The 14,796-nt window shown below is 71.5% G+C and carries 13 protein-coding genes; 5 read left to right on the forward strand and 8 right to left on the reverse strand.

The annotated features are described in order from the left end of the window. Window positions 1–17: 17 nt before the first annotated feature. The 5 genes from ACZ41I_RS27685 to ACZ41I_RS27705 form a co-directional block, all read right to left on the reverse strand. A complete protein-coding gene (locus ACZ41I_RS27685) occupies window positions 18–2,339 on the reverse strand; it encodes a GH92 family glycosyl hydrolase (protein WP_468515316.1) in 2,322 nt (773 codons plus the stop codon). Between the two features lie 133 nt (window positions 2,340–2,472). After that, window positions 2,473–2,940 carry a GNAT family N-acetyltransferase gene (locus tag ACZ41I_RS27690; protein WP_399765147.1) on the reverse strand — a complete coding sequence of 156 codons (468 nt, stop codon included), beginning with the start codon at window positions 2,938–2,940 and terminating at the stop codon, window positions 2,473–2,475. Between the two features lie 42 nt (window positions 2,941–2,982). Further along, the gene (gene glgC, locus ACZ41I_RS27695) at window positions 2,983–4,203 is read right to left on the reverse strand and encodes a glucose-1-phosphate adenylyltransferase (protein ID WP_468515317.1); all 1,221 of its coding nucleotides are present in this window, start codon (window positions 4,201–4,203) and stop codon (window positions 2,983–2,985) included. A gap of 50 nt (window positions 4,204–4,253) precedes the next feature. Continuing rightward, window positions 4,254–5,405 carry a glycogen synthase gene (glgA, locus tag ACZ41I_RS27700; protein ID WP_468515318.1) on the reverse strand — a complete coding sequence of 384 codons (1,152 nt, stop codon included), beginning with the start codon at window positions 5,403–5,405 and terminating at the stop codon, window positions 4,254–4,256. Between the two features lie 41 nt (window positions 5,406–5,446). After that, window positions 5,447–6,262, reverse strand: coding sequence for a (2Fe-2S)-binding protein (locus tag ACZ41I_RS27705; protein ID WP_468515319.1), 816 nt, complete (start codon window positions 6,260–6,262; stop codon window positions 5,447–5,449). A gap of 173 nt (window positions 6,263–6,435) precedes the next feature. Here ACZ41I_RS27705 and ACZ41I_RS27710 point away from each other — a divergent pair, with 173 nt between their 5' ends. Beyond that, entirely contained in the window at window positions 6,436–7,602 is a 1,167-nt protein-coding gene (locus ACZ41I_RS27710; protein WP_468515320.1) for a DMT family transporter, read from the forward strand. Here the strand turns inward: ACZ41I_RS27710 and ACZ41I_RS27715 are convergent. Further along, window positions 7,592–8,755 carry a transglycosylase family protein gene (locus tag ACZ41I_RS27715; protein ID WP_468515321.1) on the reverse strand — a complete coding sequence of 388 codons (1,164 nt, stop codon included), beginning with the start codon at window positions 8,753–8,755 and terminating at the stop codon, window positions 7,592–7,594. The genes ACZ41I_RS27710 and ACZ41I_RS27715 overlap by 11 nt on opposite strands. A 293-nt stretch (window positions 8,756–9,048) precedes the next feature. On the opposite strand from ACZ41I_RS27715, the gene gndA reads away from it, so the two are divergent. Then, entirely contained in the window at window positions 9,049–10,488 is a 1,440-nt protein-coding gene (gene gndA / locus ACZ41I_RS27720) for an NADP-dependent phosphogluconate dehydrogenase (RefSeq protein WP_468515322.1), read from the forward strand. 472 nt (window positions 10,489–10,960) lie between these two features. Here gndA and ACZ41I_RS27725 read toward each other — a convergent pair whose 3' ends face one another. Both ACZ41I_RS27725 and panD read right to left on the reverse strand, forming a co-directional pair. After that, on the reverse strand, window positions 10,961–11,305 hold the full coding sequence (locus ACZ41I_RS27725; RefSeq protein ID WP_363216056.1) for a GNAT family N-acetyltransferase: 345 nt from the start codon (window positions 11,303–11,305) through the stop codon (window positions 10,961–10,963). A 42-nt stretch (window positions 11,306–11,347) separates the two neighbouring features. Continuing rightward, window positions 11,348–11,767 (reverse strand): aspartate 1-decarboxylase, encoded by a 420-nt coding sequence (panD, locus tag ACZ41I_RS27730; RefSeq protein WP_399765163.1) that lies wholly within the window; start codon window positions 11,765–11,767, stop codon window positions 11,348–11,350. A gap of 856 nt (window positions 11,768–12,623) precedes the next feature. Here panD and ACZ41I_RS27735 point away from each other — a divergent pair. The 3 genes from ACZ41I_RS27735 to ACZ41I_RS27745 all read left to right on the forward strand — a co-directional run bounded on the left by ACZ41I_RS27735 (window position 12,624) and on the right by ACZ41I_RS27745 (window position 14,749). Further along, a complete protein-coding gene (locus ACZ41I_RS27735; RefSeq protein ID WP_468515323.1) occupies window positions 12,624–14,012 on the forward strand; it encodes an HNH endonuclease in 1,389 nt (462 codons plus the stop codon). Window positions 14,013–14,302: 290 nt separating this feature from the next. Then, a complete protein-coding gene (locus tag ACZ41I_RS27740; protein ID WP_468515324.1) occupies window positions 14,303–14,515 on the forward strand; it encodes a hypothetical protein in 213 nt (70 codons plus the stop codon). Between the two features lie 102 nt (window positions 14,516–14,617). Further along, window positions 14,618–14,749, forward strand: a complete 132-nt coding sequence (locus ACZ41I_RS27745) for a hypothetical protein (RefSeq protein WP_468515325.1) — start codon at window positions 14,618–14,620, stop codon at window positions 14,747–14,749. Window positions 14,750–14,796 lie beyond the last annotated feature (47 nt).

Consider the following 14,796-nt stretch of genomic DNA (forward strand, 5'->3'; position numbering starts at 1 on the left):
CCTAGGGATACCTGAGCTCACTTCAGGACGGGCTGCGCCGCCTCGGGTGACGTACCCCACTCAGACGGGCGCGGGCCGACCGTGAACGCGAGCGAGCGCAGGGAGCGCAGCGCACCCGTCGTCAGATACGTCCGCTCGTGCGGTGTTCCGTCGGCACGGACGGTCTGGATGTAGCGGTCGGTGGCGGAGGTGCCGGGCGCGGCGATCGTCAGCCCGCCGCTAGGCCAGTACCGGCGGTCCAGGGTCAGGTCGACGCGGTCGAAGACCGGGGTCGACAGGCCCCAGGTGCTGTACCCGGGCTGGATCGGGAACAGCCCGATGGACGACAGCACGTTCCAGGCGGACATCGTGCCCAGGTCGTCGTTGCCGGTCATGCCGGTGGGCCCGTCGGTGAAGAGGGTCAGGGCGGCGTGCACCACGTCGGTGGTCTTCCACGGCTGCCCGGTGGCGAGGTAGGTGTAGGGGGCGATGAGGTCGGGCTCGTTCATCGGGTTGTACTTGTCGGCGTTGTAGTACGCGTACGCGTTGCCGTGCACCCACACCTCGCGGGCGGTCCTCGCGGGGTCGGCGAGCAGCCGGTCGTAGGCGAAGAAGGAGTCCAGGCGCTCGTTGGCGGCGCGCTCTCCGCCGATGAGCCGCACCATGCCGGGCACGTCCTGCGGCACCAGCCACTGGTACTGCCAGGCGGTGCCCTCGTGGAAGCCGGTGCCGAGCGCCGGGTCGGCCGAGCCGGTGAAGGCGCCGGATGCGTCGCGGGCGCGGAAGAAGCCCGTCGACGGGTCGAAGATGCTCCGGTAGTTCTGGGCGCGGGCCGCATACCGGTCGGCGTCCGCCTCATGGCCGAGTCCGCGGGCCATCTGGGCCAGCATCGCGTCGGCGAGCGCGTACTCCAGGGTGACGGAGGCGCCGTGGTGGTAGTCGGAGTCGCCCAGCTTGGCCAGCGGACGGTCCTTGATGAACGGGGCGAAGCCCTGCGTGAGGTACTCGGCGTTGGCCTCACGGCCGATGCCCGGGTAGTCGGCGGGCGGGACGCCGTCGGCGTTCTTCTTCAGCGCGCGGTAGGCCCGCTCCTCGAAGCCCTTGAGCAGCCCCGTCTGATACGCCGTGGTCAGGAACGGGGTGACCGGGTCGCCGCTCATGACGTTCGTCTCGACCGGACCGTAGCCCCACTTGGGCAGCCAGCCGCCGTCCTCGGCGATCGCCACGACCGAGCGGGCCATGTCCCGGGCCTCGTGCGGCGCGAGCAGCGCGAGGAGCTGGGCCTGGGTGCGGTAGGTGTCCCACAGCGACCAGTTCTGGTAGTACGTGAACCCGTCGGCGCGGTGGGTACGGCGGTCCCAGCCGAGGTACCGGCCGTCGGCGTCGCCGCCGATGTTCGGCGCGAGGAACGACCGGTAGAGCGAGGAATAGAAGGTCCGGCGCAGGGTGCCCGTGCCGCCCCGCACCTGGACGGCTGCGAGCCGCTTCTCCCACTGCTCACGTGCCCGCTCGCGTACCGCGTCGAAGGACCGGCCGCCCTCGGCGCGCAGATTGCCGGCCGCGCCGCCCGCGTCGACGTACGACAGGGCGGTGGTCGCCTCGACGGTACGGTCCTCGGTGGTGTCGAAGCGGACGTAGGCGCCGCCGTGCCCGCTGCGGGAGCCCGGGGTGACGGTCTTCCCGTCCCAGGTGCCATAGGCGGTGAAGGGCCGGCTGAAGCGGGTGATCGTGTGGACCGTGTAGGGGCCGGTGTCCCGGCAGAAGCCGCGGCCGGTGACCTCGGTGCGCACGGTGTGGTCGTCGAGGATCTCGACGGTGCTGGAGACCGCCTTGTGCAGCGACTGGGCGGCGTTCAGCAGGACGTTGGCCTTGCCGGTGGCGGGGAAGGTGTAGCGCTGCACGCCGGTGCGCTCGGTCGCGGTCAGCTCGGCGCGGATGCCGGAGGACAGGCCGACACGGTAGTAGCCGGGGCTCGCCGTCTCGTCCTGGTGCGAGAAGCCGGCCGCGTACTGGCTGTAGTCCGTCTGCGTGACGTCGCCGGTGGTGGGCAGCACGGGCAGGTCACCGCCGATGCGGCAGCCGACGCCCGAGAGATGGACCAGGGAGAAGCCGCGAATGCGGTTCTGTGTGTAGTCGTAGCCGGTGCTGTGCCCGGTGTCCGGGGAGAGCTGCACCATGCCGAAGGGCACGGCCGCGCCGGGGAAGGTGTTGCCCTCGTCCTGGCTCCCGATGAACGGGTTGACCAGATCGGTGAGGTGGCCGTCGGTCCGCTCGGCAGCCCGTGCGGCGGGGGTGGCGATCAGCGCGGACGCTGCCATCACCCCGGCCAGGCACAGCCGTGTGCGCCGGGTCCCTCTCATGTCGGATGACCTCCGGAGGTTCGAGTCGTTGCCTGCATCCTGAGGGGCGAACGAGCCGAACCCGGGCATTCCATGGGGGTTACCCCCAACGCGTCGCACAAGGTCATGTGTGCGAACGAACCATGACAGACGGTCAGAGCGTCAGCTTGAACCCCTCGTGGCTGCGGGCGAAGCCGAGCGCGGTGTAGAAGCGGTGCGCGTCCTCACGGCTCTTGTTGCTGGTGAGCTGAACGAGCGCGCAACCCCTCGCGCGTGCACGGCCCGTGGCCCGCTCCATCAGGGTCCGTCCGAGCCCGCCCCCGCGCCGGTCCGCGCGGATCCGCACCGCCTCGATCAGTGCCCGCTCGGCGCCGCGCCTGCCGAGCCCGGGGATGTACGTCGCCTGCAGGCAGCCCACGACCGTCCCGTCGGCGCTGTCGACGAGGACCAGCATCTCGTTGCGCGGGTCCGCCTCGATGGCGGCGAAGGCGCGCTCGTAGGCCTCCGTCACCTCCACCGTCTCCGGATCCACCACCCTGTCCTCGTCGGCGAGCAGGGCGAGAACGGCGGGCAGGTCGGCGCGGGTGGCGGGACGGAACACCAGTGCTGAGGCAGCAGACATGGCGCGACCCTATCGGGTGCCTCCCGCCGCGCAGCGGCCGTCCTACGGCACCCGCTGCCCCTTCCCCAGGGCGATCACGCCGCCCTTGGAGACGGTGTACAGCTCCGCGTCCCGCTCCGGGTTGACGCCGATGGTCGCGCCGGGCGGAACCTCGACGTTCTTGTCCAGGACGGCACCACGCACCACCGCGCCCCGGCCGATGCGCACGTTGTCGTGCAGCACCGAGCCCTGGACCACCGCGCCCGGGTCGACCCGTACGCCCGGGGACAGGACCGACCGGGTGACCTGACCGCGGATCAGGCAGCCCGCGCTGATGATGGACTCGCCGGCGATGCCGCCCGCGTTGAAGCGGGCCGGGGAGAGCTGGCCCGAGTGGGTGTAGATGGGCCACTGGCGGTTGTAGAGGTTGAACGCGGGACGCTCGGCGATGAGGTCCATGTGCGCCTCGTAGTAGGCGTCGAGGGTGCCCACGTCCCGCCAGTAGCCCTGGTCGCCGGAGGTCTCGCCGGGCACGTGGTTCTCGCTGAAGTCGTACAGCCGGGCCTCGCCGCGGGCGGTGAGCTGGGGCAGGATCGAGCCGCCCATGTCGTGCACCGACTGCCCGTCCTCGGCGTCCCGTTGCAGCGCTTCGACGAGGGCCTTGGTGGTGAAGAGGTAGTTGCCCATCGAGGCGAAGACGGTCTCCGGGTCGTCCGGCAGGCCCGGGGGGTCGGCGGGCTTCTCCAGGAAGCGCTCGACGACACGGCCGTCCGGACCGGGGGTGATCACGCCGAAGGACGAGGACGCCGCGCGCGGCACCCGGATCCCGGCCACGGTCACGCCCGCGCCGCCCTCGATGTGCTGCCGGAGCATCTGCCGCGGATCCATCCGGTAGACATGGTCGGCGCCGAACACGGCCACGTACTCGGGCCGTTCGTCGTGGATCAGGTTCAGCGACTGCAGGATCGCGTCGGCGCTGCCCAGGTACCAGCGCGGGCCGAGGCGCTGCTGGGCCGGGACCGGGGTGACGTAGTTGCCGAGCAGGCTGGACATCCGCCAGGTGGTGGTGATGTGCCGGTCCAGCGAGTGCGACTTGTACTGGGTCAGCACGCAGATGCGCAGGATGTCGGCGTTGACGAGGTTGGACAGGACGAAGTCGACGAGACGGTAGGTGCCGCCGAAGGTGACGGCTGGTTTGGCACGGTCGGCGGTCAGCGGCATCAGGCGTTTCCCCTCGCCGCCCGCCAGTACGATCCCGAGCACGGAAGGTCCTCCACGACGCATGGCCGCTCCCCTCACCCTCGTTGAACCATGGCTGCCCCGAGCGGACGGGACTAAGCCCGCTTGAGGATCTCCTCGTACAGCGCGGCCGTCCGCCGGGCCACGGTGTCCCAGCCGAACTCGCCGACCGCGCGCTCCCGTCCGGCCTCGCCCATCCGCCGGCCGACCGCCGGATCACCGAGGACGGTGTCCAGGGCACGCGCGAGACGCGTCTCGAACTCCTCGTCCACGTCGACCAGCACACCGGTACGGCCGTCGTCCACGACCTCCGGGATGCCGCCGACCCGGGAGGCCACGACCGGGGTGCCGCAGGCCATCGCCTCCAGGTTGACGATGCCGAGAGGTTCGTACACCGAAGGGCACACGAACACGGCCGCGCGGGTGAGGAGTTGGATCACCTCGGGGCGCGGCAGCATCCGCGGGATCCAGAACACGCCCGTCCGGACCCGGCTCAGCTCCTCGAACAGCTCCCGGAACTCCCGGTCGGTCTCCGGGGTGTCGGGGGCGCCCGCGCACAGCACGACCTGGGCGCCCGGGTCGATGTCCCGTACCGCGCGCAGCAGATGGGGCACGCCCTTCTGGCGGGTGATCCGGCCGACGAACAGGACGTACGGGCGGGTGGGGTCGATGCCGTGCCGGACGAGGGCGTCGGTGCCGTGGTCGGGGCGGTACAGGCGGGTGTCGATGCCGTTGTGCACCACGTGCACGGCGGCCGGGTCGAGCGCCGGGTAACAGGCGAGGACGTCCTCGCGCATGGCTCCGGACACGGCGATGACCGCGTCGGCGGCCTCGACCGCGGTGCGTTCGGCCCAGCCCGACAGCGCGTATCCGCCGCCCAGTTGCTCCTCCTTCCAGGGGCGCAGCGGCTCCAGGGAGTGGGCGGTGAGCACGTGCGGGACGCCGTACAGCAGCTTGGCGAAGTGGCCGGCGAGGTTCGCGTACCAGGTGTGCGAGTGGACGACTTCGCGGCCCTGGAGGGCGGCGGCGACGGACAGGTCCACGGAGAAGGTGCGCAGCGCGTCGTTGGCGCCGTCCAGCGCGGACCAGGGCCGGTGGCGTACGACCCCCACCCCGCGTCCCTCGCCCCAGCAGTGCACCTCCAGGTCGACCAGCGAGGTCAACTCCCGGGCCAGGAACTCCACATGGACACCGGCGCCGCCGTACACATCCGGGGGGTACTCCCGGGTCAGCAGTCCCACTCGCACCCGACAACCCCCTGGTCTCGGCGGCAGGTTCCTTTTCATGGTCACCCAGACGCGGCCCGTGGGGAAGAGCGCGGCGGCCGGGTGAAGCAGCAGTCGCCGCAGACCCCGCCGCCGGGCACCCGGTAGTACAGGCAGCAGCTGCGGCGGCGGAAGGCCGTGCCGGTGCGGGTGCCGGTGGTGCGCAGGAGGGGGTGGGCGAAGAGTTCGTCCGTGAGGGCGCGGGCCCGGCCGGCGGCGTCGGTACGGCCGTGTGCGCGGGCCCAGCGGTCCAGTTCCCGGGCCGCCCCGGCGAGCGCGGAGCCCGCGTTGCCCCACAGCAGTCCGGGCGCGCTGCCGTACCGGGCCCGCAGGGTCTCCGCCAGCGGTTCCAGGTGTCCGTGCAGCACGGTGGCGGCGAGGGTGGCGGCGTCGCCGGGCCGCGGGCGCAGCCGGGTCAGGAACAGGTCGTCGGGGGCGGCGGCCGACGGGTCCCAGCGCAGCAGGCGCGGATCGAGATCGGGCGACCTCCCGTACAGGACGGCGCAGCCGAGGGCCACCGCCCACAGCCGGGCGGCCAGCCCCTGCTGGGCGAGGGAGGCGGCGACGCGCGGCTCGGGTGTGCGCAGCCGGTCCGCGACCGTGGCCACGCGCTCCGTCAGGGCGTCGCGGTGGACATCCGAGGTCACCCGTCCGTAGGTCTCCGCGAGTGTCGGCAGCCGCCCGGGATCCGGCCCGCCGGCGGCGTCGGCCGGGTCCGGGGCCGTACGCAGGACGAAGAAACCGCCGAGCGGGCGGAGGGCGGCGAGAGCGGGGTCGAGGTCCACGACACGTACTCGTACCAGGCGCGTTCCCGGGCCGGAGCCCCGGGTCTCCACCATGCGCACCCGTCCCGAGGATGATCACGCGGCCGGTGTACTCCATCGGCAGTAGGACGCATGGCGTGCTCAGGTACGACGACGGGGGGAGCGCGGGCGGGCAGAGTGTTGGCCATGCGATCCGACCGAACGCCGCGCCGGGCCCAGGGCTCCCGCCGCGCGCAGAGGAGACGCCGATGAGCGCCCTCGCGTGGTCCGTGCTGCTGTCGTTCGTGTCCGCCGTCGCCTACGCGGCCGGCGCGATCGCGCAGGAGCAGGTGGCCGTGTCCTCGCCCGCCCGCGCGTATCTGCCGCTGCGCCGGCCGGGCTGGTGGGGGGCGCTGCTGCTCAACGGCCTCGGCGGCGTGCTGCACGTGGTGGCGCTGGCCTACGGCCCGCTCAGCCTCGTCCAGCCGCTGGGTGCGCTGACCATCGTCTTCGCGCTGCCCATGGCGGCGCTGTGCGTCGGCCGCACGGCCGGGGCGACCGCCTGGCGCGGCGCGGTCATGGCCACGGTGGGCCTCGCCGGTCTGCTGTCCCTGGTCGGTTCCTCCGACGCCCACTCCCTCGACGCGGTCCAGCGGTTGGCGGTCGCGCTGGTCACTGGCGGCGCGGTCGTGGCGCTGCTGTGCGCGGGTCTGGCCGCGCACCGGCACCCGGCGGTGCGCAGTGTGCTGCTCGCCGTCGCGTCCGGCGTGGCATTCGGCATGTCGTCGGTGTTCACCAAGACCGTCGCCGTCGACTGGACCCGCGGCATCTGCCTGTCCGAGCTGCCCTCGCTGGCGGTGATCGGCCTGTTCGCCGTCGCCGGCGTCCTGCTGTCCCAGGCCTCCTACCGGGGTGGCGGTCTCGCCGCCCCGCTGGCCACGCTGACCGTGGTCAACCCGGTGCTGGCGGCCGCCGTCGGCATCGTGATGTTCGGCGAGACGTTCCGCTACGGCGGCACGGGCACCGCGCTCGCCGTGAGCTGCGGGGCGGTGGCGGCGGGCGGCCTGATCATGCTGACCACCGAGCGGATCGGGCACGGCGGGGCGCCCGACCTCGCGGATCCCCTTGCCGATTCCCTTGCGGACGCCGCCGCGCCGGCTGCCGCCGTGGCGGACGTCCGCGTCGGCGTGCCGCGGCAGCGGGTGACGGCAGCACCGGCCGAGCCGGAGCGGGCCGTGCCCCCGGAGGCCGACGGGGTGCTCGACGCGCCGGAGCTGCCGGACCTGCTCACGCCGGAACCGGGCACCGCGCAGCAGGCCGACGGCTCCGCGCCGCCGGCCGACACCGCGCTCCCCGCGTCGCACGCCGCGCTGCCCGGGCACGTCCCTGTGCCGCTGCCCGTCCTGGAACCGCCCCGTACCTGCGTCAGATCCTGACGCCGCCGGCCCGCAGATAGGCGAGCGGGTCGATGTCCGTGCCGAAGCCGGGTCCGGTCCGCACCTCGAAGTGCAGGTGCGGACCGGTCACGTTTCCGGTGGCTCCCGAACGGCCGATCCGCTGCCCCGCGCCGACCGTCTGCCCGGTCCGTACCGAGATCGCCGACAGATGGCCGTACTGGGTGTAGCGGCCGTCGGCGTGCCGGATCACCACCTGGTAGCCGTACGAGCCGCCCCAGCCCGCGGCCACCACCTGCCCGGTCTCCGCTGCCTGCACGGCGGTGCCGGTCGGCACGAGGAAGTCGACGCCGGTGTGGTAGCCCTTCGACCAGTGCGCGCCGGCCACGCGATAGCCGGTGCCGATGGGCGCGTCGACGGGGGCGACGAGCGTGCGGCTGGTGGACCTGGAGTGGTGCGGGGCGGTCCTGTGCTCCGACGGGGCTTTCCTCTTGCGGGAGTCGGTCTCCTTCGCCGGGGACGTGGCGGAGCCGGCGGCCGTGCCCCGCAGGTCGAGCCGCTGGCCCGGCAGTATCAGGTCGGGATCGGACCCGATCGTCGCGCGGTTGCCGGCGTACAGCCCGCGCCAGCCGCCCCGGACGTGGTGCTCGCCGGCGATGCCGGAGAGGGTGTCGCCGTGCACCACCGTGTACATCTCGGCCCGGCCGGCCCTCGACTGCGGGGTGGTCTGCGGCCGTACGTCCGGTACCGGAGCCTTCTTCCCGGCTGTCACGGGCCGGGTCGTGGCGCTGTCCGGGTGCGGGCCCCGGCCGGCGTCGCCCCGGCTCAGCCCGGCCCGCACCGAGCACACCGGCCAGGCGCCCGGCCCCTGCCCGTCGAGGACCCGCTCGGCCACGGCGATCTGCTGGTCCCGGGTCGCGCGGTCGGCGCGCGGGGCATAGCGGGTGCCGCCGTACGCCTCCCAGGTGGACTGGGTGAACTGCAGCCCGCCGTAGTAGCCGTTGCCCGTGTTGATGCTCCAGTCGCCGCTGGACTCGCAGGCGGCGACCTTGTTCCAGGTGGAGGCGTCGGCCGCGTCGGCCGTGCCTGCGGCGACCAGCGGGATCGCGAGGCCGGCGCCGCCCGCCGTGACGGTGAGTGAGGCGCGGTTGATCCTGTTCGGCTGGTACCGGCGATGCCGGCCGCGTACGGCCATGTCCGAATTCCCCTCGGCATGCGTCAGGAGGGGCAAAAGTAAGCGCCGCGAACAGGCCATGACAAGACGGAAAACCGGCCTCCCGCACCGGCCAAGTGGCCGGGAACGGCCCTGTCTTGACCTCGATCGCCGCAAGCCTGCGGGTGAAATCGCCGGACGCTGAGGCCATGGGCTCCGTCACCCGTACACAAGCGTGGCGGGCCGGATGTGCGTTCGCCGGAGCGGCACGTCAGGATGGGCGAGGCCCCGTACTGACGGAGCCGTAGTCACGAGGCAACCAGGAAGCAGGCGGTATGAGCACTTCAGCGCAGATCGGTGTCACGGGCCTCGCGGTCATGGGCCGCAACCTCGCCAGGAACTTCGCCCGCAACGGCTACACGGTCGCCGTGCACAACCGGACGGTTTCGCGGACCAAGGCGCTGGTGGAGGAGTTCGGGCACGAGGGCGACTTCGTCGCGGCCGAGACGGCCGAGGACTTCGTGGCGGCCCTGGAGCGCCCGCGCCGCCTGGTGATCATGGTGAAGGCGGGCGAGCCGACCGACGCGGTGATCCAGGAGTTCGCGCCGCTCCTCGAACCCGGAGACATGATCATCGACGGCGGCAACGCGCACTTCGCGGACACCCGGCGCCGGGAACGGGAGCTGCGTGAGCAGGGCATCCACTTCGTCGGCACCGGCATCTCCGGCGGCGAGGAGGGCGCCCTGCACGGGCCGAGCATCATGCCGGGCGGTTCGAAGGAGTCGTACGACTCGCTGGGCCCGATGCTGGAGAAGATCTCGGCGAAGGCCGCGGACGGCGCGCCGTGCGTGACGCACGTGGGTCCGGACGGCGCCGGGCACTTCGTGAAGATGGTCCACAACGGCATCGAGTACGCGGACATGCAGCTGATCGGCGAGGCCTACCAGTTGCTGCGTGACGTCGCCGGGTACACGCCGGCGCAGATCGCGGACATCTTCCGCACCTGGAACACCGGCCGGCTGGACTCCTACCTGATCGAGATCACCGCCGAGGTGCTGTCCCACGTGGACGCGGCGACCGGCAGGCCGTTCGTGGACGTCGTCGTCGACCAGGCCGAGCAGAAGGGCACCGGCCGCTGGACGGTGCAGATCGCACTGGACCTGGGCGTGCCGGTGTCCGGCATCGCCGAGGCGGTCTTCGCGCGGTCGCTGTCCGGGCACGCGGCGCTGCGGGACGCTTCGCGGGGTCTGGCGGGGCCGAAGCCGGCCGCGCTCGGCGAGTCGGAGGCGGCGGCGTTCGCCGACCGGGTCGAGCAGGCGCTGTACGCGTCGAAGATCGTGTCGTACACGCAGGGCTTCCACGAGATCGTCGCGGGCAGCGAGGAGTACGGCTGGGACATCGACCTCGGTGCGGTGTCCTCGATCTGGCGGGGCGGCTGCATCATCCGGGCCGCGTTCCTGGACCGGATCCGGGCCGCGTACGACGCCCGCGCCGATCTGCCGAGCCTGCTGGCGGACGAGACGTTCGCGCGCGAGATCGCGGACGCGCAGGACGACTGGCGGGAGGTGCTGATCGCCGCGACGCGGCAGGGGGTGCCGACGCCGGGGTTCGCGGCGGCGCTGGCGTACTACGACGCGTTGCGTGCGGCTCGCCTGCCGGCGGCTCTGACGCAGGGCCAGCGGGACTTCTTCGGGGCGCACACCTATCGGCGGGTGGACCAGGAGGGTGCGTTCCACACGCTGTGGGGCGGAGACCGGACCGAGGTGTCCGCGTAGTTTTTGTCCGCCTGCGGGGCGGGGAACGGGCGTCGGGCGACTGCACGCGCGTTGTGGCTGGTCGCGCCCGCGCGGCGGAGCCGCAGGTGACACGGCCCCGCGCCCGTTTCAGCTCCCGGTGTGGTCAGGTGAGCGGAGGTCCCGGCTCGGGATTCGGTACGGGTTCCGGGCCCGGCGGGATCGGGGACGGTGAGGGTTCCGGTGGGCCCGGGGCCGGCGGGGCCGGGGGCGGGGTCGGGTCGGGGCCCGGCGGGGGTGGTGTGGGCTGCGGGCCCGGCTCAGGGGGCGGCACCGGGGTCGGGTAGGGGTCCGGCGGGGTGGGACCTGGACCCGGTGTCGGCCCCGGCGGGACCGGGCCGGGGTGCGGGTTCGTCATGGTGTCCTCCAGGCAGTCGCTGGACGTCGCCTCTGGACTACTCCCCCGCCTACCCGGCAGCCCCTCGGCCACTCACCCGACAGGGCGAGCCGCCGTTCAGAACCGGCCCGGGTGGGCCCGAAGCCAGTCCTTGGCGGCCGCCGTCAGCTCGGGATCGGCCGGCGGGGCGACCTCCGGGTGCCGCTCCGCCCACCCGACGACGTACGGGCACAGCGGCGCCACCGGGACGCCCTCGCGCTCGGCGAGGGCGTACAGCTCGCGGGCGAGGGAACCGGCGATGCCCCTGCCCTCGTGCGCGGGCTCGACGATCGTGTGGACCGGGACCAGGGCGCGGGCGGGCGACTCCAGCACGAAGTACTCGATGTGGCCGACGACAACGCCCTCGCCCACGGCCTCCAGACGGCCGGCCGCCCGGTCGTCGCGGATCTCGGTCTCGCTCATGGCCTCGGCACGCTCCTGTTCCGGTCCGGCACGGTCCCTCGGTCAGGCCCGGACGGCCTGCGGGCTGCGCTGCTGGTCCGAGCCGGGCACCGGCTCGGCGGGGTCGGCCCCGAGGGACACGATCCGGTTGCCGCCGTCGACGTGCACGATCCGCGGCTTCAGCTCCCGCGCCTCGGCGTCGGTGACCTGGGCGTAGCTGATGATGATCACCAGGTCTCCGGGATGCACCAGATGGGCGGCCGCTCCATTGATCCCGATCACCCCGGATCCGCGTTCACCCTCGATGACGTACGTCTCCAGCCGGGCACCGTTGGTGATGTCGACGATGTGCACGAGCTCGCCGGGCAGCAGGTCGGCGGCGTCGAGCAGGTCGGCGTCGATGGTCACCGATCCCACGTAGTGCAGGTCGGCCTGGGTGACGGTGGCGCGGTGGATCTTGGACTTGAACATGGTACGAAGCACGAAGAAACTCCCGATTCGTCTGCTCCCTGCCTGCTTTTTGCGGGTCAAGGGCGTCGTGGATTGTACATCGGCACGCCTTTCAAACGAAGGCTCACCAGAACATCGTGCGCCACGGCGAGCAGGCTTCTCACCTGCGCGATCTGCGCAAATCAAGCTGCCGCGGAGCCGTCGACCAGGAGGGTGCACGGAAGACTGTCCCGGTCCCATGCTGAGGGGATGCCGACTTACCTGATGAGTCATCAGGTAAGTCGAGGGATCCAGAGCAACTTGATAACTCGGGTCAGCGGCGGTGAGGTAGAGGACCAGGGCCGACCAGCACGCTTCTCCACCACACGCCTGAGCGCTTCCGCGTCATCTCCCTTTTTCGACCCGCCCAAGGCGAGCCTCCGGGCGCAGTGAGACGAGACCCCGCGCGGCGATCATCGACCGCCGCTTGGCCGCGCGTCCCGCCTGGGCCACTCCCGCCAGTGCCGCGGTCCGAAGGCGCCGTCCAGATCGCCGTGTGGCGCCGTGGCAGTGTCGCAGTCGGGGGCGTGATAGGGGTAGTCGGGGTCATCGCTGTCGTGGACCCGAGGCGCCCGACTCTCGATGACCGCAGCCGCTTCGTCCCATAGCGCAGACCCCAAATGGAGTGCGCATGGCCCGGGCAGGCCGACGGCCTGGGGCGATGGTGTAGATCAGCCCCCGTGTGACACCGTCGGTACCGTACCCGCCGGAGCTTACGACTGCTTCTGCTCTTCAGCGACGACACGAAAGGTAAGGACTGCATCGATCGCCGCGCAGGCTCAAGCCACGAGCTTGTCGGGTTAGATTCACTCCAGGTCCTCGTCCGTCGCCTTGGAGTCAACAGCCTCACATGTTCGTAGAGTTCGATGCCGTCTCGTTCAGCCCCGTGGGTGACCAACATGTGGTGTGCGGTGCCACCCCCGCCGGGTTCGGCACGCCGGTCTACGTCCAGGACCCGGACGCACAGCCTAACGACGTCTTGAGGAGCCTGCTTCAGCGCTACCCGCGGTTGCCGAAAGGGTTGAAGTCCGCCAGCGAGCTCAAGGCCGCAGGGCTGCGAGCGGGGAACTTGTTCCGTCCCGACGCCTACGTACTCGGGCCTCCGCAGCTGATGGTCATCCCTGGGACGCCCACGAGCACCGGGCGCACGACGCCGGAACAGGAAGAGACCGTATACCCGGCGTCGCCTGTCTACCGCGCGGATCAAGCCGTCCCCTTCTCGGCGCCACCCGATGCCGACGAAGCCCAAGCCATCCGCCGTGCTGCGATCCGTTGGGCACAGGACGTCCTGGACGACCCGGACACGGTCATTCTGGCCGTCAGCGCCATCGGGTCCCCTGCTCCGTCCACCCCGCCCCTGGAACGGGCCGTGCCCTTTGAGATTGCACTCACCTCGGCCGATGGCCACAAGAGATGGCATCAATTCATCAACCCCGAATGGGAAACGACATACCTGCAGCAGCTTCGCCCCGGCCACCCCGACCCTGCGGAACTCGAAGCCGCCCCCCGTTTCCGCGAGGTAGCTGACACCCTGCTGCGCACACTCCAGGGCAAGCGCGTCGTCACCTACGGACGCAACCTCCAGTACGCCGCGATCTACGCGGCGCTGGAGTACGCCTGGCTACGGGACGGCCTCCCCTACGGTGCCCTGTGGCCGGACACGGCCACCACACTCGCGAAGTTGAACCGCAGCCGCTGGGAGTGCGCGCGTCTGCGCCACGGCGAGTTCGACAGCGACTGGGATACGGCCGCCGGTCACTTCGCACTGCCGGCCGAGGAACCGGCCGCCGATGCACTCGACCGCTGCCGGATGACCGTTGCCCTGCTGCGCCGCATGGCAGATCCGGCTCGGCGCTACGCGCAGCTGAATGCCCGGGCGGAGCGCGCCGTGCAGGACGGCAAGAGCCACCGCCCCCGCCCCCAAGGTGGTCAGCGGCTGAGCCGCATCGCCGCATCCCGCCACGCGGTGCTCGAGCGCAGCCAAGGGGGCTGCGAGAACCCCCGCTGCCCTGATCCCCGCTACACCTCGGCACTCAGCCGCAATGGCTCCTACCTGGTGGAAGTGGATCACATAGACGATCACGCCAAGGGAGGCGCGGACCTTCCCAACGCCATGATCGCCCTGTGCCCGAACTGCCATGCCTTGAAGACCCGTGGGACGGTAACCGACGAGTTCCGTGCTCTCCTTCGCGCTACGGCCCTCGCCAGGCACCAGGAACTGCTCGCCGCGGCTCGATGAACCTACCCCTTCATCGGCACCGACAAGTTGGCCGATGGGTGTGCGGTGCCTAGCGGATCTCGTTGAGAGCGTCTTCGCGCAGGTGTAACCGCACATCTCCTGGCCCAGGAGACTGCGAAGCACTGGTTGCACGCGAAGACAGCATGGTCTCCGCTACGTGCTCCTGGCGCTGAGCCGCGCCACCGAGAACTGCACCCTCGACGAGCTCAGTGCAGCTGTTGACTGTGCCCCCGACTGGATGACGGACGATGGCGCCCGACTGATCGAACATCTGAGGGATCTGGCGATAGATGACGACGCTGGCGCCCTCAGCGAGGGCCACAGGATCATCAAGGGCCCGCGGCCACATATACGAAGACGCCAACGGCAAGTTCTCGCTGTGGGTGCGCGCCGGCTGGGTCACCGCCGCCGAGGGCAACGTCATCGACTACGAAGCCGTTTACGCCGAGATCGAGAGCGACAACAACCAATTCACGATCACCGACGTGACGTACGACCGGTGATCCTGCGAACCCGTCCGCCCGGAGGTCGAGGACCGCACCGGCCTGGACATGGTCGAGTCGGGCACCACCTACGAGCGCATGACCGCGCCGATGGCCGAACTAATGCGGAAGCTGAATGCCCACGAGAAGATGTACGGCAACCCGGTCGCCCGGTGGATGGCCCACAACCTCGAAGCCAAGCACCCCACCGACCACCCGGACCGCGTCCGGCCGGTCAAGCCCGACCTGAAGTAGTCCGGCAAGCGGATCGACGACATGCTGGCTCTATGCTTCACGATCGA

It is taken from the genome of Streptomyces sp. NPDC030799, from assembly GCF_055572255.1.